At 36.3% G+C, this 23,783-nt stretch carries 24 protein-coding genes, 1 other RNA gene and 1 pseudogene; 8 read left to right on the top strand and 18 right to left on the bottom strand.

Annotated elements, in window-relative coordinates; all coding sequences use genetic code 11:
• Window positions 1–91: 91 nt before the first annotated feature.
• Window positions 92–1,546, top strand: a complete 1,455-nt coding sequence (locus K6I41_RS07590) for a SulP family inorganic anion transporter (protein WP_250375535.1) — start codon at window positions 92–94, stop codon at window positions 1,544–1,546.
• A gap of 45 nt (window positions 1,547–1,591) precedes the next feature.
• Here K6I41_RS07590 and K6I41_RS07585 read toward each other — a convergent pair.
• From K6I41_RS07585 to kynU, 6 genes and pseudogenes are all read right to left on the bottom strand, one after another.
• A pseudogene (locus K6I41_RS07585) lies at window positions 1,592–2,769 on the bottom strand (S8 family peptidase).
• A 237-nt stretch (window positions 2,770–3,006) separates the two neighbouring features.
• Window positions 3,007–3,120: a hypothetical protein gene (locus tag K6I41_RS07580; RefSeq protein ID WP_225623321.1), complete on the bottom strand. Its 114-nt coding sequence runs from the start codon at window positions 3,118–3,120 to the stop codon at window positions 3,007–3,009.
• Between the two features lie 193 nt (window positions 3,121–3,313).
• Complete coding sequence (locus K6I41_RS07575) at window positions 3,314–3,598, bottom strand: ubiquitination-like system serine protease family protein (RefSeq protein ID WP_151989158.1); 285 nt, start codon at window positions 3,596–3,598, stop codon at window positions 3,314–3,316.
• Between the two features lie 562 nt (window positions 3,599–4,160).
• A complete protein-coding gene (locus K6I41_RS07570; RefSeq protein WP_151989159.1) occupies window positions 4,161–4,907 on the bottom strand; it encodes an alpha/beta hydrolase in 747 nt (248 codons plus the stop codon).
• Between the two features lie 7 nt (window positions 4,908–4,914).
• Complete coding sequence (locus K6I41_RS07565) at window positions 4,915–6,321, bottom strand: amino acid permease (protein WP_250375534.1); 1,407 nt, start codon at window positions 6,319–6,321, stop codon at window positions 4,915–4,917.
• Between the two features lie 40 nt (window positions 6,322–6,361).
• A complete protein-coding gene (kynU, locus tag K6I41_RS07560; RefSeq protein ID WP_250375533.1) occupies window positions 6,362–7,612 on the bottom strand; it encodes a kynureninase in 1,251 nt (416 codons plus the stop codon).
• A gap of 147 nt (window positions 7,613–7,759) precedes the next feature.
• On the opposite strand from kynU, the gene gigD reads away from it, so the two are divergent.
• Both gigD and K6I41_RS07550 read left to right on the top strand, forming a co-directional pair.
• Window positions 7,760–8,209, top strand: coding sequence for an Lrp/AsnC family transcriptional regulator GigD (gigD, locus tag K6I41_RS07555; RefSeq protein WP_004791887.1), 450 nt, complete (start codon window positions 7,760–7,762; stop codon window positions 8,207–8,209).
• Between the two features lie 29 nt (window positions 8,210–8,238).
• The gene (locus K6I41_RS07550) at window positions 8,239–8,778 is read left to right on the top strand and encodes a GNAT family N-acetyltransferase (RefSeq protein WP_250375532.1); all 540 of its coding nucleotides are present in this window, start codon (window positions 8,239–8,241) and stop codon (window positions 8,776–8,778) included.
• Here K6I41_RS07550 and K6I41_RS07545 read toward each other — a convergent pair.
• The gene (locus K6I41_RS07545; RefSeq protein ID WP_004791883.1) at window positions 8,760–9,053 is read right to left on the bottom strand and encodes a hypothetical protein; all 294 of its coding nucleotides are present in this window, start codon (window positions 9,051–9,053) and stop codon (window positions 8,760–8,762) included. The two genes, K6I41_RS07550 and K6I41_RS07545, sit on opposite strands and share 19 nt — an antisense overlap.
• A 390-nt stretch (window positions 9,054–9,443) precedes the next feature.
• On the opposite strand from K6I41_RS07545, the gene K6I41_RS07540 reads away from it, so the two are divergent.
• The 4 genes from K6I41_RS07540 (at window position 9,444) to K6I41_RS07525 (ending at window position 12,276) form a co-directional block, all read left to right on the top strand.
• Complete coding sequence (locus K6I41_RS07540) at window positions 9,444–10,130, top strand: HAD-IA family hydrolase (protein WP_250375531.1); 687 nt, start codon at window positions 9,444–9,446, stop codon at window positions 10,128–10,130.
• Window positions 10,114–10,542, top strand: coding sequence for an RNA-binding S4 domain-containing protein (locus K6I41_RS07535; protein ID WP_005306259.1), 429 nt, complete (start codon window positions 10,114–10,116; stop codon window positions 10,540–10,542). The genes K6I41_RS07540 and K6I41_RS07535 overlap by 17 nt, the downstream gene beginning before the upstream one ends.
• Before the next feature lie 145 nt (window positions 10,543–10,687).
• Window positions 10,688–11,734, top strand: coding sequence for a recombinase RecA (recA, locus tag K6I41_RS07530; protein ID WP_250375530.1), 1,047 nt, complete (start codon window positions 10,688–10,690; stop codon window positions 11,732–11,734).
• Between the two features lie 59 nt (window positions 11,735–11,793).
• Entirely contained in the window at window positions 11,794–12,276 is a 483-nt protein-coding gene (locus tag K6I41_RS07525) for a regulatory protein RecX (RefSeq protein ID WP_005306262.1), read from the top strand.
• Between the two features lie 14 nt (window positions 12,277–12,290).
• Here the strand turns inward: K6I41_RS07525 and ffs are convergent.
• Window positions 12,291–12,387: signal recognition particle sRNA small type (ffs, locus tag K6I41_RS07520), an RNA gene on the bottom strand.
• A 317-nt stretch (window positions 12,388–12,704) separates the two neighbouring features.
• Between ffs and K6I41_RS07515 the strand changes: the two genes are divergently transcribed.
• Window positions 12,705–13,568, top strand: coding sequence for a YbgF trimerization domain-containing protein (locus K6I41_RS07515; RefSeq protein WP_250375529.1), 864 nt, complete (start codon window positions 12,705–12,707; stop codon window positions 13,566–13,568).
• 57 nt (window positions 13,569–13,625) lie between these two features.
• Here the strand turns inward: K6I41_RS07515 and lpxA are convergent, their stop codons facing one another.
• From lpxA to frr, 10 genes are read right to left on the bottom strand one after another with little or no spacing between them, the layout of a single operon-like run.
• Window positions 13,626–14,414, bottom strand: coding sequence for an acyl-ACP--UDP-N-acetylglucosamine O-acyltransferase (gene lpxA, locus K6I41_RS07510; RefSeq protein WP_003652175.1), 789 nt, complete (start codon window positions 14,412–14,414; stop codon window positions 13,626–13,628).
• The gene (fabZ, locus tag K6I41_RS07505) at window positions 14,411–14,896 is read right to left on the bottom strand and encodes a 3-hydroxyacyl-ACP dehydratase FabZ (RefSeq protein ID WP_003652176.1); all 486 of its coding nucleotides are present in this window, start codon (window positions 14,894–14,896) and stop codon (window positions 14,411–14,413) included. Before fabZ ends, lpxA begins: the two co-directional genes overlap by 4 nt.
• A 6-nt stretch (window positions 14,897–14,902) precedes the next feature.
• Window positions 14,903–15,973, bottom strand: a complete 1,071-nt coding sequence (gene lpxD, locus K6I41_RS07500) for a UDP-3-O-(3-hydroxymyristoyl)glucosamine N-acyltransferase (protein WP_151767440.1) — start codon at window positions 15,971–15,973, stop codon at window positions 14,903–14,905.
• Between the two features lie 4 nt (window positions 15,974–15,977).
• Window positions 15,978–16,478, bottom strand: coding sequence for an OmpH/Skp family outer membrane protein (locus K6I41_RS07495; protein ID WP_250375528.1), 501 nt, complete (start codon window positions 16,476–16,478; stop codon window positions 15,978–15,980).
• Between the two features lie 40 nt (window positions 16,479–16,518).
• The gene (gene bamA, locus K6I41_RS07490) at window positions 16,519–19,041 is read right to left on the bottom strand and encodes an outer membrane protein assembly factor BamA (protein ID WP_174765175.1); all 2,523 of its coding nucleotides are present in this window, start codon (window positions 19,039–19,041) and stop codon (window positions 16,519–16,521) included.
• Between the two features lie 36 nt (window positions 19,042–19,077).
• Complete coding sequence (rseP, locus tag K6I41_RS07485; protein ID WP_151989166.1) at window positions 19,078–20,433, bottom strand: RIP metalloprotease RseP; 1,356 nt, start codon at window positions 20,431–20,433, stop codon at window positions 19,078–19,080.
• A 1-nt stretch (window position 20,434) separates the two neighbouring features.
• Window positions 20,435–21,631, bottom strand: a complete 1,197-nt coding sequence (gene ispC, locus K6I41_RS07480; protein ID WP_151989167.1) for a 1-deoxy-D-xylulose-5-phosphate reductoisomerase — start codon at window positions 21,629–21,631, stop codon at window positions 20,435–20,437.
• Window positions 21,632–22,456 (bottom strand): phosphatidate cytidylyltransferase, encoded by an 825-nt coding sequence (locus K6I41_RS07475; RefSeq protein ID WP_004791856.1) that lies wholly within the window; start codon window positions 22,454–22,456, stop codon window positions 21,632–21,634.
• Window positions 22,456–23,208 (bottom strand): polyprenyl diphosphate synthase, encoded by a 753-nt coding sequence (gene uppS / locus K6I41_RS07470; RefSeq protein WP_004791854.1) that lies wholly within the window; start codon window positions 23,206–23,208, stop codon window positions 22,456–22,458. The genes K6I41_RS07475 and uppS overlap by 1 nt, the downstream gene beginning before the upstream one ends.
• Window positions 23,209–23,213: 5 nt before the next feature.
• Window positions 23,214–23,768, bottom strand: a complete 555-nt coding sequence (gene frr / locus K6I41_RS07465; protein WP_004791853.1) for a ribosome recycling factor — start codon at window positions 23,766–23,768, stop codon at window positions 23,214–23,216.
• Window positions 23,769–23,783: the final 15 nt, after the last annotated feature.

The following is a 23,783-nucleotide window of genomic DNA, read 5'->3' as shown; positions in this document are numbered from 1 at the left end:
AACTCATCACTGTTTAGTGATGTGGTGTAGTCGCTTGTGTTGGTATATCACATCACTAGCCTTTCAAAATTTAGAACTTAGGCTATTTCTCATGTTATCGAATGTCCGAGAACAATGGTTCTCTAATGTCGGCGCAGATATTCTTTCTGGTCTTGTTGTGGGTCTTGCTTTAATTCCAGAAGCAATTGCATTTTCAATTATTGCGGGTGTGGATCCCAAAGTCGGTTTATATGCATCCTTTTGTATTGCCGTTATTATTTCTTTCGTAGGTGGTCGTCCCGCTATGATTTCGGCGGCTACAGGCGCAATGGCTTTGGTTATGACAACGCTCGTAAAGGACCATGGGCTTCAATACTTATTTGCAGCAACAGTATTAACTGGCGTCATACAGATTTTGGCAGGATATTTCAAACTCGCCAAACTCATGCGTTTTGTTTCTAAATCGGTGGTTATTGGATTCGTGAATGCTCTCGCCATACTTATCTTTATGGCTCAATTACCAGAATTGGTAAATGTGACGTGGCATGTCTACTTATTAGTAGCAATCGGCTTAGGAATTATTTATCTATTCCCCTATATTCCAAAAATTGGAAAGTTCTTTCCCTCACCTCTTATTTGTATTGTAGTGGTCACATTACTCGCTATTTTTTTAGGTTTTGACGTTCGAACAGTGGGTGATATGGGATCATTACCAGATACGTTACCTATATTTCTAATTCCGAATATTCCTTTAAATTTAGAAACCCTCCTTATTATTCTTCCATATTCTTTAGCCCTTGCCGCGGTTGGCTTACTTGAATCAATGATGACTGCAACAATCGTTGATGAAATGACAGATACATCTAGTGATAAATTTCAAGAATGTAAAGGTCAAGGTATAGCAAATATTGCTTCAGGTTTTATGGGTGGCATGGCTGGTTGTGCCATGATTGGTCAATCAATGATTAATGTAAAATCGGGTGGTCGCACACGTTTATCCACATTCTGCGCAGGCATATTCTTACTTATTTTAGTGGTATTTTTAAGTGATTGGTTAAAAGTGATTCCTATGGCTGCTCTGGTTGCAGTCATGATTATGGTATCGATCAGTACTTTTGAGTGGAACTCTCTCACTCAATTTAAAAATAATCCTAAAAGTAGTAATGTCGTTATGATCGCTACCGTTATTGTAGTGGTTGCTACCCATAACTTAGCGCTAGGTGTGTTAACGGGTGTATTACTTTCAGCACTTTTCTTAGTAAATAAACTTGAAAATGATATTCGTATAGAACCTTCATTCGAGAATCAAGCTCGTCTATATGAATTAAGAGGTCAAATATTTTTCAGTTCATCTGAAAAATTTATGCAACGTTTCAACTTTAAAGAAGAAATTAAAGAAGTCATTATTGATCTTACCCACTCTCATATTTGGGATGTGACTTCAGTTGCTATGCTAGATTCAGTAGTAAATAAATTTCAAAAGAACGGTATTCAGGTCACGGTTCGCGGTTTAAATGAAGCCAGTTCAATCATGATTGATAAATATGGTACTCATGCAAAAATCTAAAAAAGGTCCTTCGGGACCTTTTCCAATTTCAAGACATACTTCTTATTAAGGTGATTTATATAACAATCGATTTGGGCTACCAGAAGGATTTTTTACCACATTACTACTTGCTTGATTTAACAGATTAGTTGAGATTGTCTGAGGTATTGCTGTAGGGGTACTTTGCAACATTTCAGCTACAACACCAACAACATGTGGAGTAGCCATTGACGTTCCATTTAAAACTTTAGTTGCGATATTACTCCCAATCCATGAAGAATTGATCTGGCTTCCCGGCGCAAAAATATCAACGCAGCTTCCATAATTAGAATAACTCGCTCGTGTATCAGTATCATCTGTAGCAGCGACAGTAATTGCTTTACTCACTCTTGCTGGAGAAGAACTACATGCATCTGTATTAGAATTTCCTGCAGCGACAACCATCACATAACCGTTATTAAATAAATTTTCTACTGCGCTATCTAAGGGTGTGTTCGCATCTCCGCCTAAAGACATATTCACCACGGCTGGCTTTTTACCATTTTTTAATATCCAATCTAACCCAGCAATCACGTTACTCGAAGCACCAGACCCATCACATCCTAAAATTCGTATTGGTACTAAACTTACGTTCTTAGCAACACCATACGTACTGCCACCAACTGTTCCTGCTACATGAGTACCATGTCCATTACAATCCGTTGTACCATTTCCATCAGAGATCGCGGTATAGCCACTTAATACTCGTCCAGAGAACTGTTGATGTGTAGATAATATTCCCGTATCAACAATATAAGCTGTTGTGCCTGAGCCTGTTTGTAAATATGAATAAGCTGAATTTAAAGGTAAGGTTTTCTGATCAATACGATCTAAGCCCCAATCTGGATTGCTTTGTGTAGTTGCATCAATTTTCATGACTGTGTCATTTTCTACTGAAAGAACTTTGGGATTTTTTTCATAGCTTCAACAAAAGCACTACCCGCAGCATCGGGTAAATAAATTGCAAATCCTTTAAGTACAGTATCATAAGTCTGTAATATCTTTCCCCCATGTTGTTTAGCAATACTTTGTGCAAAATCATTAGAAGGACCAACATCCTTATTGAGAATAACAATCTATTGGTTTTTAATAATTCCCTTTGCTTCAGAGGAACTTAATACAGAATTTGTTGTAGCTGGTGCTGCATGGACTAGATTAACGGCGGCCATTGTTAAGAAAGCAACCGATATTTGGCAAAATTTCATAAAAAATCTCCATATTTTTACTTCAGACATCGTTGTTATGATCAGTACAGTCTTTATATTTAGAGGTTAAAATTTTTTAGAAAGGAATTTTTATTATATTCTCCATGTATTATAACCAAGTCATATTTTCATAAAACTTGGGTCTATACAATACTCTTATCTTTTTCTATTAAAAGTGAGAACCAATTCAAATAAATTAAAAAATCGAAGATTATTTTATTCTATTGATAATTTAGATTAGCTGGGATGTATAATGTAAAAATATATAATCATTAAAAACAATATAAATGTAGAAATAATGAGATATGTTCCAATGGTGTTAAAACTTCTTAAAAATTTCCAGATATCCATAAATAAACTATAAAACAGTAAGTTATATAAATTTTTGCAAATTTAAATCCTAGCTTCAACCAAAATAAATTTACAATTTCTTTAACTATACATATTCAGTATTAAATATGTAAAGATATATTGCTCAAGTCTCTATTACTTACCGATCCTATAAATTTTTAAATGATCTTAAATATATAGACAAATACTAAAATTAATAAAACCTATAATTTTTTAATTTTAGTTCTGGTAACTCAACCGTACATCCTGCTAAATGATGTCTACAGTTAGTACTATATTCAATAAAGCCACCTTTAATAAAGTAATTACACTGCCCATACATAATTATGAGCTGATCAAAAGTTGGTTTTTCCAAATTATTATTAAAATTCCATTGGTTACCATTAGAAAAAGGATAATGTACAGGAATATAGTGAAGATATCCACAACCTGGACACATATGTTTATACATGCCACCTTCAAAATATTGTACTTTCATAAAGGCTCCTTTATAAATAAAAAAACCCACTCATAAGATCCGACTAAATCAATTACTTTCAAATGCTATATATATTATTTAATTATTACTTATAGCTTTTATTTTCTTATAATTTATCAAGCCTATATGACAAATTCATGAATGATAAATCAGTTTATAATTTAATTAATCTATTTATTAAATTATAATTCAAGTTAAATTATGAAAAGAAAATCCTAATTTATTTCTTATTTATGACAGGTCTATCTTATTCATTCATATTAATCTTTGGATAGATATTATAGCTACATCACCCTTTATCTTATTGTTTTTAAAAGTCAAATAAAAAAGTCCGCATCTTGGGAAGCTACGGACTTAAAAACTCAACTAAACAACAGCTAAACAATTTATTGTCTAGTGAGAAAGCACTATCTTTTTAATCTAATTAAGTTCCACTGTTAGGTCAACAACAATAAATAATTTCTATAAAAAAACAGGTTAAGATGTGATTCACCTCACACTTTATCTTTCTATAAAATTAATTACTCATACAATCACATTGCATATATTGTAATTCGACTGCTTAAACTAATATCGACTTAAAATAGTGTTCTAAAATAGAGTAATGATTAATTTTAGGAATAAGCTTAAAAGAAACAAAATCCTGATCTTGCTCTTTTTTAATATCAAAATAATTTTGGCTTTGCCATTTCAACTCTTCGAGCTCAAGTTCACCACAGAAAATTGAACATGGAATAGTGACTCGATCACTGTGATGAATAGGACTATATTTTAAGATATCTTCGCTTGAAAGATTGAGAGCATAGTTTAAATGAGTGCTTTGTATAGGCCTTAAGTCATAAATTCCACTTAACAACACCATCTCAGATATGAGTGGATGGCCTAATGACAAAGCAGCCAGATGCGCCCCTGCTGAATGCCCCACCAGAACCATCTCATCGGTTCTCCAGTCTTGCTCTCGAATAAAATCGAGAGCTTGATTAACTTGAGAAACAATATCTGAAATTTTGCTTTGTGGTGCCAAATCATATTCTAAAAGAACACACTGGGCTCCTTTTGCTAGAACATACGGTACGATGAATCCAAAATCTGATTTATCACACCATTGCCAATAACCGCCATGAATAAAAATAACAGTCTTTTTAGCTTGCTCTAATGGGAATAAATCTAAAGTTGACCTTGGGTGCGGACCATATTGGATATCTGCAATATGAGTGCATTGTTGATAGGCCGCCAAGCTGCTTCTTTGAAATTCTGCCAATAGTTCATTTTCATTAGCCACAGTTCTAGCATTGTCATAGAGTCTCATAGGTCTCTCACTTCAACGATTCTTCATGAGCATTTAAAGCAAGCTTGCTTGATGATCGCTTTAAATAATAGAAAAACGTAAGAACAACAACAAATGGCACCCCAAATTGTAAAGTTGACTTGAATTCATTGGTAAACCATGTGGTGACTGTGATACTTAAAATTGCGATTAACCCCAACAATGAAATTAACTGGCTCGCTGGAACCTTAAACTTTAACTGCTGACCTTGTTGTGCCATTTTCCGTCTAAAAAACATATGGGTAATGAAAATACTGCCCCAAGTGAACAATGCACCAAACATAGATAAAGCAATCATGATCGGAAAAGCAGAAGCTGGATTAATCGTATAAACAATACTTGCTATACCAATACCCACTGCTGAAAATAGCAACGCGTTAATTGGTACGCCATTATGACTAATACGACCAAATAGTTTTGGTGCATCACCTGCGCGTGACAAGCTAAATAGCATACGTGTGGAGATATACAACATACTATTCATGGCTGATAAGGCCGCGACAATTACAATAAAATTTAAAATACTATCTGCATATGGAATACCTACAATTTTCATTACCATCACAAAAGGGCTGGTCGCATCGGCTCCAATTAAAGTTGTCCAAGGAACAAGTGCCACAATGAGAAATAAAGACAGTAAATAAAATAGGATTAAGCGAATTGCAGTACTTTTAAAAGCTTTCTTAACGGCCCTTTCTGGATCTTTAGCCTCACCAGCCGCAACAGCGATCATTTCAATACTTAAATAACTAAATATTGAAATAATTACCCCGATCCAGACCCCACTAAAACCATGAGGAAAAAAGCCACCATACTCGGTTAAATTAGAGAGAACTTGTTCTGTTCCTCCATGACTTTGAGTCAAAATACCAATTGCTAAAAGAATAAATACAATAATTGCAAAGACTTTTATGGTCGAAAACCAATATTCAACCAAACCAAAAGCTTTAACACTATATGCATTAACCACAAGCAAAGTCAGCGAGAAAAAAGCGATCCAGACCCAAGAACCTACACTTGGAAACCATAATTGCATATAGTCAGCTACTGCTGTAATTTCTGTACCGACCGCTAATACAATACATGCCCAATAACAATAACGGACCAAAAACCCAGCAAGAGGACTTACATAATGCTCAGCATATGCTCCAAATGAGCCTGACGTAGGATGCTGAACTGTCATTTCAGCCAAACAAGCCATAATAGCAAATGCAATTAAGCCGCCAATGGCATAGCTCACGATGACAGCTGGCCCAGCAAAGCTAATTGCAAACTTGCTTCCCATGAACAGTCCTGTACCAATCGCTCCACCAATTGCAATCATTCCCATCTGTTTTGCGGATAATTTCTTATGTAAACCCGCTTCTCGATTTTGTATTTCATCAAAACTGCTCATAGGCCCTCCTAGCCATTCTTCTGATATTAACCTTTAACGATCAGGTCACTTCGCTGCGCACCAGATAACGCTCATTTTTCCATTCACTATTCAACATAATCTGCTTAAGTTGCTGTACGGCATTCCAAATATCTTCGAAACCTAAATATAGAGGTGTAATTCCAAAACGTAATACTTCCGGCTCTCGATAATCCCCAATCACACCACGAGCAATAAGCGCCTGAATAATTTCATAACCAAACTCATGTCTATAACTGACATGACTGCCGCGATATTTATGGTTTAAAGGGGTAATCAGCTCGAAACCAAACTGAGAACATTCTTGTTGAACAAGTTGAATAAACAAATCAGTTAATTTGAGGGATTTCTCGCGTATTTGTTGCATATCAGCTTGCAAGAAAATATCGACGCCACATTCGATTAGACTCATCGAAATAATTGGTTGAGTTCCACACAAATAACGACGAATACTGTTAGCGGGTTCATAGTGCTGAGCCATATCAAATGGTTTTTTGTGCCCCCACCAGCCAGATAAAGGTTGCCAGAACTGATCACGATGCTTTCGACTTACCCATAACAATGCTGGAGAACCTGGGCCGCCGTTTAAGTATTTGTAAGTACAACCAATCGCAAAATCACTGTTGCTCTGATTAAGATCCATAGGCACCGCACCAACCGAGTGACATAAATCCCAAATAATCAAAGCATCTTTATCGTGAATTTGTTGATTAATAGATTCCATATCATAGAAATATCCAGTCCGATAATTCACATGAGAAAGAACAACGACAGCCACATCTTTTGCCAAAACATGAGATAAATCATCGGTCCCATCAATTAACTCAACTTGATAACCTTGATTAATCAAGTCTATAAAGCCTTCAATAATATAAATATCAGCTGGGAAAGCATCTTTTTCTGCAACAATAATTTTACGTTCCGGAAATTTTTCGGCTTGAATTTTTACCGCTGCTGATAAAACTTTAAATAAATTTAGAGTAGTTGAGTCTGAAATAACGACTTCACCTTTTTCGGCACCAATAAGCTGCGCGACTTTATCTCCGAGTCTAGTCGGTAGCCCCCACCAATCTGCTTTATTCCAACTATTAATGAGGTCCTCGCCCCACTCTTTTGAAATAATATGCTGAGCAACATCTAATGATTTCTTTGGTCTTGCACCTAAAGAATTACCATCTAAATAAATGACATTTTTTGGCAGTGCAAATTCATCTTTAAACTTTTTGAGTTCATCTTCCTGATCCCAATAGAGGCATTGTTCGCGAGTAATCATTTGTTATTTCACCTATTTTCAACATTTCCTTTGTATTTGAATTTTATCACGCCAATTCTTTCGATTTATTCGATAATATTTGATTAAAATTTGCTATTTTCGTATAAAATTCGAATTAAAATTAAAAAACATGGATGAAATTCGAAAATGAATGTAGATGCAATAGACCTAAAAATCCTGAAGTATTTACAAGATAATGCTCGGTTAAGTAACCAAGAACTGGCCGATCTGGTTAACCTTTCGGCTTCAGCTTGTCATCGACGAGTTAAAATTCTAGAGAGCAATGGTGTAATTGAAAAATATCAAGCGAAAGTTAACTATGAAAAACTAGGCATAAAAATTGAGGCAATCGTCGAAATAAAACTTGCCCAGCTAACAGAAAATGATCACAACTTCTTTTTAAGTCAGATCAAAAATTTTGATGAAGTCATTAATGCATATATTATTACTGGCGAATCTAATTATGTTTTACACGTTGCGACCAAAGATTTGAGTTCTTTTTCTCATTTCGTCATTAATACCTTAAATAAAATAAAAGGTGTAGTGAGCATCAATTCCAAGATTATTTTACAGAAGATTGTGCAAAAACCACTTTGACACCTCATTTTTAATTAAAGAGTCATCTCATGATCGAAACAAAGCGTTTAATTTTAAGACAGTGGAAAGAAAGTGATTTTGAGCCATTTATAACAATGGGCTTAGATCAAGATGTTATGCAATTTTTCCCGAATCTCTTAACCCCTCAAGAAAGCCTGAATTTAATCCAAAAAATTTCATCACTTATCCAAGAAAAAGGTTGGGGCTTTTGGGCAGTAGAATTAAAAGAAACCCATCAATTTATCGGATTTATTGGTCTACACAACCAACCTGAACAATTTGACTTTTCTCCATGTGTGGAAATTGGGTGGCGACTTTCAAAAGAATTTTGGAAACAAGGTTATGCAACAGAAGGTGCCAAAGCAGTTTTAGATTATGGTTTTAATATATTGAATTTAGATAAAATCGTTTCATTTACCGCTACCATTAATATATCCTCTCAAGCTGTCATGAAAAAACTTGGAATGCAAAAAGTTAAAAACTTCGAACATCCTAAAGTTCCTCTTCATCACGAATTAAGAGAACATGTGCTATATGAAATCACAAATGTTTACTCATCAAAATCATAGCCGACAGAGGTTGAACATTCCCAATATTCATTAAGTTTATCTGCTATTTCTTCTTTTTCCATAGTGGTAAGGACATAAAAAAGTTTAGCCTCTTTATTCTTTCTTAGAATTAATAAATTGTAATAATCATACTCAGGTCCATTCAGCCCCAAGGTAAGTTGTGACTCACAATGTTTTTCTGCTTTGTAGTGCCACTCAAGTTTATAAGTATCAAGGCCATCGGCAGCATTGATTACGATACCGTCATTGGTTCCACCAATAAATCCAATTTTCATTGCTTTCTCTAAGTTCTTATAGGAATAATTTTAAATATAACTTTAAATAAATATCCTTCAATTTATAAAATGTTTGTCAATACGTATCCTATGTAAGCAAATTTAATCCTACGTGCTAAAACCTTAAATAAATTTTAAATTTAAGGAGAGATTTTCTACTAAAACTATCTCATTACTATTTTTTGTTTTACCAAATTCCACGTTATAATTTCAAACCATTGATCTCTCCTATCCATCCTATGAAGCTATGTAAATTTTAGAAAATTATTGGATGGAGCTTTAAATTAGTTTGAGTATTTATAAGTTTATTTAATTTATGATTTTAAAAGGTTATATGGTAGATGTGTTTTAAAAATTTTGATTTAAATGATTTTGGAGATCTTTAAAAAAATGTCTAAAATCATAATGTTTGACATGGACGGAACACTCTTAGATCTCGCTTTTGATGATTTCATATGGAATGAATGTCTTCCTGAGCGACATTCAAAAATACATCAACTTCCCCTCTCCGTGAGCAAAGAAAAGCTATATCAATTTTATCAATCACATCGCCATACGCTTGTTTGGTATTCATCAAGCTATTGGACTAAAACTGTAGGCGTTGATGTACTCAAATTACAACAAGAATTTCAATTTAAGATTCAAGCTCGTTCTGGTTGCATTGAGCTTTTGCAACAACTTAAAGAGCAAGGATACATATGTTGGTTAGTTACAAATGCTGACCGCGCGAGCTTACGCTTAAAACTCGATAATATTGCGATTGAACATTTCTTCGATGTCATCATATCAAGTGAACAAGTAGGTTATGCCAAAGAAGATATTAATTTTTGGCAAGAACTCCAAAGATTACATCCATTCAATCCAGATGAAACGATTTTTATTGATGATACGGCTCCAGTATTAAAGACAGCAGAAAAATTTGGTATTCAACACTTGTTTACTATCTCGCAGCCCTCAAGTCTAAAGGATATAAAACAGCATCAAGATTTAGAATTTAAAGCACTAGATCGCCTTACTGAATTGCTGTCTATATTGAATGAAATTGATAGAAAGGATAATGATGTCAAAATTGCCTGAAAACGATGCTGTAGAGACCATGCGTGTCGACAAATGGTTATGGGTTGCTCGTTTTTTTAAAACTCGTTCAATTGCTAAAGGAGCGATTGAAGGAGGTAAAGTACATCACAATAATGAGCGTGTAAAAGTTTCCAAAGAAATCCGAGTTGGAATGGAACTTGTTATTCAGCAAGGGTTTGATAAAAAAACTGTTGTGATAAAAGCTCTTTCGAACACACGTGGTCCAGCTCCAATCGCACAGCAACTTTATGAAGAGACCGAAGTAAGTATTGCTAGACGGGAGTTGATTGCATCCCAACGAAAATTGCATAATCTAGCTCGACCTGACCATAGACCGGGTAAAAAGGATCGCCGTCAAATTATTCGGTTTAAACAGGAGAATGATCAAAATTGGTCATACGGTGATGAATAAAAACGTCGAGTTGTGTCGCACACACACATACAACACATAGAAGCTATAGAAAAAATCTGTCACTATTACCCTAGTGAAACAAGTTGAGATTCAATGCATCCACTTGGGTTAAACGTGATGAACATAGAGTATTGAGGTTTTTGAGATGGATGAGAATAAAAGCAAAGCATTACAAGCCGCGCTAAGTCAAATTGAGAAACAATTTGGCAAAAATACGGTGATGCGTCTCGGTGACAACACTGTTCAAGCTGTTGAAGCTGTATCTACAGGCTCTTTGACTTTAGATATTGCATTGGGGATTGGCGGTTTACCAAAAGGTCGTATTGTAGAGATTTATGGTCCAGAATCTTCTGGTAAAACCACAATGACTCTACAAGCAATTGCACAATGTCAAAAAACTGGTGGTACTTGTGCCTTTATCGATGCAGAGCATGCATTAGATCCACAATATGCACGTAAGCTTGGTGTAGACATTGATAATCTGCTTGTATCGCAACCTGATAACGGTGAACAAGCACTCGAAATTGCAGATATGCTCGTTCGTTCTGGTGCAATTGACTTAATCGTTGTCGACTCAGTCGCTGCACTTACTCCTAAAGCAGAAATTGAAGGTGAGATGGGTGACTCTCATATGGGCTTGCAAGCTCGTCTAATGAGTCAGGCACTTCGTAAAATTACGGGTAATGCTAAACGTTCAAACTGTATGGTTATCTTCATTAACCAGATCCGTATGAAGATTGGAGTAATGTTTGGTAGTCCAGAAACCACAACTGGTGGTAACGCATTGAAGTTCTACGCTTCTGTACGTTTAGATATCCGCCGTATTGGCCAAGTAAAAGAAGGCGATGAAATCGTCGGCTCTGAAACTCGAGTTAAAGTGGTTAAAAACAAAATGGCTCCTCCTTTCAGAGAGGCTATTTTCCAAATCCTATATGGTAAAGGCACAAACCAGCTAGGCGAACTTGTAGATTTAGCTGTACAACAAGATATCGTACAAAAAGCAGGCGCTTGGTATTCATATCAAGGTAATAAAATTGGTCAAGGTAAGAACAATGTTATTCGCCACTTTGAAGAAAACCCTCAAATGGCTGGGGAAATTGAACGTAACATCCGTGAACAGTTATTAACAACTGGTACTAATACTGCTCAAGTTGAAGATGAAGATGAAGTTGATCTTCTACTAGAATCTTAATTAGTCATGAGCCTTAAAACGCCCTTCGGGGCGTTTTTTTACAAGGGAACCCTAATACTATGTTCAAAAGAACTGAAGAACAGTCTCAACAAAGAGCTTTGCTTACAGGTCAACGTTTACGCTCTTATGCTTTTGCTTTATTGACTCGTCGAGATTACTCCAAAGCAGAGCTTACTGAAAAATTAACTCGTTATGCACAAAATCCTGAAGAAGTTAAGCGACTTGTTGAAGAATTATCTGAACAAAACTATCAAAGTGATCAACGCGTTGCCGAATTAACATTAGCTAGCCAAATTCGTAAAGGCAAAGGTCCAAAACGTATTAAACAAGCTTTAAAAACAAAACAAATTGAAAATGATTTAATTGCTGATGAAATTCATAATATTGATTGGGTAGAACAGGCTTATCAATTGAAAGTGAAGAAATTTGGTGAAGAAGTAGAAAAAGATCCTAAACTTAAAGCAAAACAGATGAGGTTCTTACAATATAGAGGATTTGATTTAGATGTAATTATGAAGGCAATCCAACGGAGAGTGGATTAAAAGAATGGTGGCAGCCCCACTAGCAAAACTTCGGCACATCATAGATCTGCTACCGTTGCTACCTTCCGGTCCTGGCGGGGTTCACAGAGTACAATTGCGAAGCCACCAGCGGGGCTACCATTGCAAAACAGAGTATAGAGATTTTTAAAATAGTTGCAAGTCTTCTTCACAGTTTTAAGCAAGTTTATGTTTCGATTGATTAATTCATCAGCAAAAAGCATTAACTTTCTGCTCTTCACTCTCCCATATTCTTTCTTGTATCTAATTTTGGATAAAATATGCTTGAAGATTGTAAACTATTCTTGCATTTATATTGTTAGCTGTTTTAATTGCATTGACCAATTAAAATCTTAGTTAGATAGTTAAGTGAATAGTTTATATATTCCTTTTTTAAGTTGGCTTTTACATAAAATTATGGACCTATACTCATGCGATTGATGAAGCATTCTTTCTTATTTATTGCCTTAATGAGCACTACCTCTCTCTATGCCAACATTCCAATTGAGTCTCGCGGTTTAAGCCAAAGTGGTGGTAGCACAACTAATACTTCTTCTAATAATGTCTCGGTACCTAGTAATTTAAACTGGGAATTAATGCAAAAAAATCAACAATTAGAAAATGATATACGTACCCTACGTGGACAATTAGAAGAACAGTCAAATGATATTGAACAATTGAAAAAAGATCTATCTAATCGCTACACAGACCTAGATCAACGCCTAGAACTCCTTAATCAGAAAGTTGATCCTGAAAGTGCTCAATCAGATAATCCAGCGAACAGTGATACTCCTGCTACGGCAAGCACAGAAACTCCTGCAGTTGAAAATAAAGTAGTGAATGCTGCTCCAACAAGCACCCCATCCACTACTCCTCCACCCCAACCAGAAGCCTCACAACCACCTTCACAAAACCAATCAAACCCTATAGAGCTTGAAAAGGCAGCTTACACTGTTGCTTTAGATGCCTATAAACAAGGTGGCGCAAAAAAAGCTATTGCTCCAATGCAGAACTTTATCAAAAATCATCCTAATAGCGTCTATACAGGGAATGCATATTTTTGGTTAGCTGAGTTTAATTTAGCAACTGATCCGGTGAATTATAATGAAGCTAAAAAGAACTACAATGTAGTAGCAACTCGATATCCAAATTCGAGCAAAGCTCCTCGCGCCCTTTATCAGCTCTATAGCATTGCTAAAGATGTCGATAAAAATACAGCTTCAGCAAACCAATATAAAACTAAAATTTTAAGTCAGTATCCAAAATCTGAAGAAGCCAGATTTTTTAATAAATAATAATTTTAAGAAAAAAAAAGACACTGCAAATGCAGTGTCTTTTTTTAATATATTTTCTTAACGCACAATACCACGTTCTGACTGTTCAACAGAGTCAATTAGTAATTGAGCTTCAGGAACATTCGGAAGAATGTCATTTTTAATCTGCTCAACAGCTTGAACAGAAGTAAGACCTGATTTAAAAATTAATTTATAAGCCTCTCTGAGACCTTGAATTGTATTCTTAGACCAACCCTTTCTACGCATTCCTTCGATATTAATACCGAATGCATGAGCTGGGTTACCAGAAGCCATAACGTAAGCTGGCACATCTTTTAAAATTAGTGATGCTCCACCCACCATACTGTAAGAATCAATTTTACAGAATTGATGAATACCAGAATTACCACCAATAATGATGTGATCGCCTATGTGTACGTGCCCAGCAACACCAACGTTATTCGCGAAGATATTGTGATCACCAACAATACAATCATGTGCAATATGTGTATTAACCATCAATAGGTTATGACTTCCTATTTTAGTTAAAGCATTATCTTGCACAGTTCCTCTATGTAAACTGCAATGTTCACGAATTAAATTATGATCACCAATCTCTAACCAAGTTTCTTCACCTTGATATTTCAAATCTTGGCAAACCTCACCAACACTTGCGAACTGGAAAATCTCATTATTTTGACCAATTTTGGTAAAACCACCCACTACTACATGAGAATGAAGTTTAGTACCCGCACCAATTGTCACATTTGGACCGATAACGCAATAAGGTCCTATCTGGACATCTGGAGCAATCACTGCAGATGGATCAATAATGGCCGTAGAATGAATTAAGTCGTGATTGCTCATGCCTGCTCTGTTTTTTGGTGTGAAATCATAATTTCAGCGGTTGTTGCTACAATACCATCCACGGTAGCCGTACAATTATATTTGTAGATACCGCGTTTTTGCATTACTAATTCAGATTTTAATACAAGTTGGTCACCAGCAACTACTTGTTTTTTAAATCTAACTCTTTCCGCACCAGCAAAAAGGAATAAAGAACCAGGTTTTGGCGTTTCATTGTTCATAATAAACCCTAGAACACCTGAAACTTGAGCTAATGCTTCTACAATTAGAACACCAGGCATAATTGGATATTCTGGGAAATGTCCCTGTAGGAACTCTTCATTGATAGAAACATTTTTATAACCAACAATACTATTGTCAGTAACTTCAGTCACACGATCAACCAATAAGAAAGGATAACGATGCGGCAAATATTGACGAATCGTTTGAATCTGCATTGGTAATTCAGGGATGGCAAATTTAGGTGTAGTTGACTCGGTCATAATATTCTATTTACGCAAATTAAAGGTTGATTCAAGAGACTCTATTTGAGCTTGTATATGATCAAGTCGTTTAGTGATTTGGGTCAATGGCACATCTGCTAATTGTCGCAAGCGTACAATTGTCTTTTTCCAATGGCTATTTTCAAATAATCCAATTCCTGAAGAGTAAGTACCAGGTTCAGAAATATTTTTTGTGACCATTGACATTCCGGTCAAAGTCACGTTATCGGTAATAGAAAGGTGGCCTGATACACCGCAAGCCCCTGCTAGAATACAGTTTTTGCCAATTTTAACACTACCAGCAATTCCGCATTTAGCAGCGATAGCTGTATTTGAACCGATATGAACGTTATGTGCGATTTGCACAAGGTTATCAATAATTACCCCATCTTCCAAAATGGTGTTGTCGAGTGCACCTCGATCAATACTACAATTTGAACCAATGCGAACATCATTACCAATAACAACTGAACCCAATTGAGCAATACGATGCCATTTTCCTTTATATGGCGCAAAGCCAAAACCTTCACTACCAATTACAGTGCTTGCATGAACTCGCACACGATCAAATAATTTAGATCCACCCGTAATGGTAACATGAGCATCAATAAAACAATCTTTTCCAACTTCCACATTATCATCCAGTCGAGTATGAGACTGAATAATTGTATTATCACCAACTACACAATTTTCGCCAATGACGACGTAGTGACCAATATATGCTGTTTCAGAAATGATCGCAGAAGGATGAATTTGAGCAGTACTTTCGATACCCACCGATGTGATTTTTTTATCGAAAACATGTGTAAGTATGGCAAATGCTAAATATGGATTATCAACAATAATAAAATTTTGTTTGTCAGGAAGTTGTTCTTTAATAAGGCTTGTAACAATGTACGCACCCGCACGGCTAGCCTTTGCTTGATCAATATACTTTTCGCCATTCACGAAAGCAATTTGATGAGTTTCAGCATTTTCTAAACTTGCTAAGTTTATAAATTGAAGACTACCCGTACCAACTAGCTCACCATTTACTAGGTGAGCCAGTTCATCTAAACGATAATGTTGCACTTTCATTAATTTATTTCATTGAATTAACCTTTTGTATCATTTTATCAGTTAAATCATATTTAGCGTCATAGGCAACAGTTGAATTTTTATTCAAAATGAAGTCAAGATTATTTTCTTTTCGTAATTGTTCAGCTGCTTGCTTCACACGAGTCTCAAAAGTTGAGTTCATTCCTTGCAAACTAGTTTGAACTTTAGACTGCAAACCTTGTTGAGTAGAATTAAATTCATTGAGTTTTGTTTGATATTGTGCCTGAAGCTTTTTGATATCATCTTCTTTCATTTTTTGCCCTTGAGTTTGGGCTTGACGTTGAAGACCTTCCAATTCTTTACCCAACTGTTCAAGACGAGTTGTGGTTGGCTTAACTGATTGATTTAAACTTGCGTTTTGTTGTTTCAAATAAGTACTGCTTTCAACAACTTTAGCAAGATCAATGACACCATAACTGGCAGCATTAGTCATGGCAGAAACTGTCAAACCTAGTCCTAACATTAATATATTTAATTTTTTCATTTAAATTTGTGTCCTTATTGCATGTTTAGTCAAGTCGTACTTAGAAAGTACGACCGATTTCAAACTGGATCTCTTTAGTTTCATCACCAGGCTTATCATTTAGAGGGAATGCATAGCTAAGAGATAATGGTCCAATCATGGTGATCCATGTGAAACCAACACCTACGCTATAACGCATATTACCTAAGTCGAAGCCATAGTTATCTTCACAGTATTTTTTAGCATCTGCGATTTGCTGACCATTCATAATCATAGAATAAGAACCAACGTCACACTTGGTATCAAATACTTGACCGCCTTCAGCAAATAAAACTGGACGTACTTGGCGAGTCCAATCTCCTTTGAATGGCAATGGTAAAGCAAGCTCTGTACCAAATTGCACAAGAGCGTTACCACCTACTTCCTCTGGAGAAGAGTCATTTTTACCTTCTTCTTGTAAATTTACACTTGAATATTTCGGACCCAAGGTACTGTTATCATAACCACGGACAGAACCATAACCGCCCGCATAGAAGTTTTTATAGAATGGCAAATCATTACCATAGCCTAACTTACCATAGCCACGAAGTACAAAACCTGTAGTACCAATAGGGAAGAATGCCTGAGCGTCATAAGTTGCTTTTTGATAGTCGACATCACTACCTGGTAAACCAATTTCCAAACCTACACGATGTGACATACCTGATGTTGGGAAAATTGGGCGGTTTAATGTGTTATATGACCAACCTAAATTCAGGTTATAAGTAAAGAACTCACCTTCAAATGCATTTTCATAAGTTCTTTGGCCACCCTCCTTACATTCAGTACCAGTGATAACACCATCTTTATCTTTTATAGGAATTTGATTATCAATTGGACAGTAGGTCTCTGTGCCTGTCGCTTTACCACCATTAGCCTTCAAGTAGTCACGGACATAGGTAGAAACAAAAGGACCTGTGGTTACTTTAGTATTATCAATACCAACTGAGGCACTTAAACTTTGATTTTCATCAATTGGATAACCAAAACTTAAACTACCACCAAAACTATCGGTTACATAGTTATTAACGTTATAATCATCATTTAGCTTTGTTTTACGATAGTAAACATTATAACCTCGGCTCACCCCATCAATTGTAAAGTAAGGGTCGGTAACACTTAAGTTATAGTAATCTTGAGTTTCAGAACGAGATAAATCGATCGCAACACGGTTACCCGTTCCCATAAAGTTAGTTTGGCTCAAACCTGCCTGGAATGTGATACCACCACTTTGTGAGTAACCTACCGCTAATGTTGTAGTTCCCGAGTGCTGTTCTTCAACATTTACGTTTAAATCCACCTGATCTGGTGAGTTTGGAATACGAGCTGGTTTAATATCAACAGTCTTGAAGAATCCTGTACGCTCTAAACGAACCTTCGATAAATCGATTTTTTCATTACTCGCTAAAGCGCCTTCCATTTGACGCATTTCACGACGTAATACTTCATCGGCAGTTTTACTGTTACCTGTAAAATTAATACGACGCACAGTAACTTGCTGACCTGGATTTACATAGTAATTTAAGTCAACAACACCTGTATCATTATTAATTTGTGGAACAATATTCACATCTGCAAAGTAATAACCAGCATTACCGTATTTACGCAATAGCAATTGCTTAACAGCATTTACTTTTTCTTGCGAATAGGTATCGCCATCTTTATAGATTTTTAAAGCTTGTAACTCTTCAGGTTTATAAAGTGCATCACCTAAAAACTTGGTTTGCCCAAATTTAAATTGACTGCCTTCCTCTACAGCAACTTCAATAAAGATGTTCTTCTTATCTTCACTAATATTAAGCTGTGAGTTATTAATATGAAAATTGATATAACCCTTATTGAGATACATCGCACGCAAAGCTTCAAGGCTCGCTGCCATTTTCTCTCTAGCATAACGGTCATTACGAGTTACAATTGAAGCCCAACCGCTTTCTTTAACTGCAAAGGCTTGTTTAATTTCACTGTCTTTAAAAACAGTATTACCAATAATATTGATATTAAAAACTTTAGCAGCCGTACCTTCATTAAAATTTAATTTAAGTTCAACACGGTTATTTGGACGAGCTATCGTATCAACAGTTACATCAGCATCATAACGGCCTTGCTGGGTATATTGCTGCTCTAATTCAGTTTCAATTGTTTGTAAAGCTGACTTTTTAAAAACTTCGCCTTCAGCAATGCCCATTTTTTTGAGGCCTTGCTCTAAAGCCTCTTTAGGAATAAGTTTATTACCCTTAAATTCAAGTTTTGAAATAATTGGGCGCTCTACGACATTAAAAACTAAAGTATCGTTGTCTCTTGATGCTTTAATATCGTCAAAAAGTCCAGTGGCATACAATGTTCGAATTGCTTCTGCGATCATCGGTTCATTAACGCGATCGCCACTGTTGATTGGCAACATGGTAGAAACATTTGCAGGAGTAAGACGGACCAAACCATCTACACGAATATCTCGAACGACGAAATCATCAGCTGCATATGCTTGTTGTACCGCTGCCATAGCGCTAACAAGTGCCAAAGGCATTAAAAAATGTGTGTGCCGCATGCCAGTTTTTCCAGTAAGTTATAAATCCATATACGTTTACAAACGCATAAAATCGTTAAATAAAGCTAAAAGCATCATACTACCGAGCAGTACCATACCAATTTTTAGACCAAACATTTGTATTTGTTCAGAAACAGGCTTACCACGAATAGCTTCAATAATGTAATAAACGAGATGTCCACCATCTAGCATTGGAATTGGCAATAAATTTAAAATTCCAAGACTTACACTCATTAAAGCCATAAATGAGATAAAAGTCTGCCATCCCATTTCTGCACTTTGTCCCGCTACTTTCGCGATTGTAATTGGTCCAGAAAGATTCTCTAAACCAATTAAACCCTTAACCATTTTTACAATCGAACTCAATATCATGCTAGAGATTTGACCAGTTTTATCTAGTGACATCTCGAAAGCTTGTATTGGAGTATATTGAATTGTTTGCTTATATTCGTCAGGAATTGTAATTTTTCCTGCATCACTTTTCACACCCAAAACACCACTCACTTGCCCCATGTTATCTCGTTTTCCTTGAGGCATGACTTGTAAATGGACTAATTGACTATTACGCAACACATCAATATTGAGTAATTTTTCTGGAGAATGTTGTACGACCTCGACAACATCAAACCAGTCCTTCATTGCTTGACCATTAATTGAAACAATACGATCACCTACTTTCATTCCTTGACGAATTGCAGCTCCATCTTGAGTCAATTCAGTAACAACAGCAGGAATAACAGGACGATATGGTAAAAAACCTAACACATCTAAAGCTGATTCATTCTGGTTTTTTAAGAAGTCTTTAATGGGTAAAACAATATTTTTTTCAGTACCTGCGCGGTCCACATCAACATTTACACTGCCAGTTTCACCTACACGATCAATCAAAGCAAAGTTAAGCTTTTCCCAAGTTTGCGTTTCTTTTCCATCAACAGCAATAATCTTGTCACCGACTTGCATTTGTGCAGTTGCTGCTGGTGAGTTTGGTATAACTTTACCGACTCTAGTGTTCAGTTGTTCTTGTGCTGGTAAAAATAAGATCCAGAAAAGTAAGACAGCAAAAATCAGATTAATTAATGGACCCGCTGCAACAATTGCTATACGTTTCCATGGTTTTTGACGGTTAAATGCATAAGGTAAATCTTGCTCTGCAACATTACCTTCACGCTCATCAAGCATTTTTACATAGCCGCCCAATGGTAAAGCTGAAAGTTGATATTTGATGCCAGATTTTTTTGATGTCCACTTGATTAATGTAGGTCCAAAACCAATCGAATACACTAAAACTTTAACACCTAGTTTTCGTGCTACCCAATAATGACCAAACTCATGAATTGCAATTAAAGGACCAAGTAAAAGAGCCGCTGCTGCAATCATAAATAATGCACTCATTTCAGCCTCCTATACTTGATATATATTGCTGTGCTATATGTCGTGCTATTTCATCTTTAGCTAAAATACACTCAATATTTTCAGCAACTGAATTTTCCAATTTTTGCAAAGTATGCTCTACCACTTGTGGGATATTTGTAAATCCAATCTGTTCCTTTAAAAATGCAGCAACAGCAACTTCATTTGCAGCATTTAAAATAGTAGGTGCCAAACCTCCCGCACGCATTGCCTGACGAGCCAAATCAAGTGCTGGGAATTTCTGAATATCTGGCGCTTGGAAATTAAGCTGAGAATATTCAAACAAATCTAAAGCAGGAACACTCGTCTGTAAACGCTCAGGCCAGGCTAAAGCATGTGCAATTGGCGTACACATATCTGGATTACCCATTTGCGCCAATGTTGAACCATCCACATATTGCACCATAGAATGAATAATACTTTGTGGATGAACAACAACTGTAACAAAATGTTCAGATATTGAAAACAAATGGCATGCCTCAATTAACTCTAATCCTTTGTTCATCAAAGTAGCTGAGTCAACTGAAATTTTCTGTCCCATCGACCAATTGGGATGTTTACAAGCCTGTGCAGGAGTAACTTTTTCTAATTGTTCTAACGAATGGTTTAAAAATGGTCCACCTGAAGCGGTCAATAAGATTCTTGATACACCCTGTTGCGGTTGTCCATTTCTTTCAGCTTCTAAATAGTTATGAGGCAATGACTGAAAAATAGCGTTGTGTTCTGAATCTACCGGTAATAATAATGCCTGATGATCACGTGCTGCTTGCATCATGATTTCACCAGACATAACCAAAGCTTCTTTATTAGCAAGCAATACGCGTTTACCAGCTTTCACCGCAGCTAGAGTTGGCAACAAACCTGCAGCACCAACAATTGCAGCCATAACAATATCAACATCTGGATGTGAAGCAATGCTTATCAGGCCTTCCTCACCAACCAAAATTTCAATATTTTGTAATTCATTATATGAAAATAGAGCTGTTAATTCGGCAACTTTCTGCTCAGGAACGACCACAACTTTTGGTTGGAAATGTTTGCAAATTTCAACCAACTCAGAAATTCGACTATGAGCTGAAACCGCAAACACTGAATACTTATCAGGATGTTGATTTAAAATTTTTAAGGTACTTTGACCAATGGAACCGGTTACACCTAATATGCAAACAGATTGTGTCATCTATAAATCTACACCAATAAGTTTTAATATATACATTCCCGTTGCAAAAATCGGGGCTGCAGCAAGTAAAGAATCAATACGATCTAACACACCACCATGACCTGGTAAAACACGACCAGAATCTTTAATACCGGCACGACGTTTAATCATTGATTCAAATAAGTCACCTAAAACTGAACCAAATACCGTAATTAACGACAATATAAGAAACAGAATTTGCTGAATTAAAGTTAAATTTAGATAATGATATTGCACAACCACCATTATTACTACGGTTGTAATAATACCACCGTACAAACCTTCTACTGATTTATTAGGACTTACAGTCGGAGCTAGTTTTCTTTTTCCAAATTTACGACCAACAAAGTAAGCACCACTATCCGCACCCCATACGAGCAAGAACAGATACATTAACCACCATGGTGAACTTTGCCATACTACAAAAATTGATGTTACCGCAGCGCAGACTAAAATTATGCCAATCACATACAAGGTTGCATTATACCAACCATCAAATTCAGGAAATGACTTAACCCAATATACACTGACAATCCAAGTCAAAATTGAAGCAGACCACAAAAGCAATGCAATATCATGGAAAAATAGGGCGACACCTGAAACAAATGCAACAAGCAGACCGTAACACCAAGCTTTAGGTTTTACAGCATTTGCAGTTTCGCGAGGCATTAATTTATACCACTCATACCCCGCTACCCCTGCTGCAACAATCATAAGAACCAACATTGGATAATGTGATTGCGTAGCAAACATACAGCCTAAAACAACTGCAACAAGTACCAATGCGGTAACAATCCGCTCTAACATTATAAATTCTCTATTTTCTCTTGCTGAATTTGTTCAGATGTTTTGCCAAAACGACGTTCACGCCCTGAAAAAACATTCAATGCATGATCGAACTCTTTTACTGTAAATTCTGGCCATAACGCTTCGGTAAAATACAGTTCCGCATAAGCTGCTTGCCACAACAAGAAATTAGATATGCGATAATCTCCGCCTGTGCGGATTAGCAAGTCCACAGCTGGCAGATCGTTTAGACTGACATATTTTTCGAACAAATCAACATTTATTTGATCAGCACTAAATTCACCACGGGAAACGGCCTCTGCAACCTGTTTTGCTGCATTAGCAATGTCCCACATCCCACCATAGCTTATTGCAATGGTTAAGGTCATAGTGTCATGGTGTGCTGTCTGTTGCTCTGCATCTTCCATTAAGGCAACTAAGTGTGAGGATAATCGAGAACGATCACCGATAAAACGCAAAGCAATATTAAATTTCTTCATGCGAGGTATTTGCTCATGAATACTTTCTTCCAGAAGCTTCATAAGCAGATCGACTTCATACTGCGGTCGATTCCAATTTTCACTTGAAAATGCAAAAACAGTTAAAGCACGAATACCAGTTTTTTTACAATGTTCAACGATAGGATCAAGAACATTTTTACCTTCCCGATGCCCATCACCTTTTTGCATTTGATTTTTTTTTGCAAAGCGGTTGTTGCCATCCATAATGATGGCAACATGCTTGGGAAGATGATACTCTTCAGAATCGGTCATAAAAATTAGACCTTCATCAATTCTGCTTCTTTCGCTGCAAGACGCTTGTCTACTTCTGCAACATATTTGTCAGTAATTTTCTGAATATCGTCACCTGCACGGCGCTCATCATCTTCAGAAATCTCTTTTTCTTTCAACAATGCTTTGATATCACCTAAAACATCACGACGAATATTACGAATCGCAACTTTTGCATTTTCAGCTTCATTACGCGCAACTTTTTGCATATCACGACGTGTTTCTTCAGTTAATGCTGGTAAAGGTACACGAATTGCATCTGCTGTAATCGGGTTTAAACCAAGATCACTTTCGCGGATTGCCTTATCAATAGCTGAAACCATTGTACGCTCAAATGGCTGAACAATAAGTGTACGAGAGTCTTCAATACCCACGTTTGCTACTTGATTTAATGGCACATCAGAACCGTAGTAAGGAACCATCACACCATTTAAGATTGATGGGTGTGCACGGCCGGTACGAACTTTAGCAAACCCGAGTTCTAAAGACTCTAGAGTTTTTAACATACGCTGTTCGCTGTCTTTTTTCAGATCGTTAATCATATGATCTACCTTACT

It is taken from the genome of Acinetobacter sp. AS23, assembly GCF_023612055.1.
In the GTDB taxonomy this organism is placed as follows: Bacteria; Pseudomonadota; Gammaproteobacteria; order Pseudomonadales; family Moraxellaceae; genus Acinetobacter; species Acinetobacter oleivorans.
Note: the sequence above shows the minus strand (reverse complement) of the source record. Positions and strands in the feature narration are given on the sequence as shown.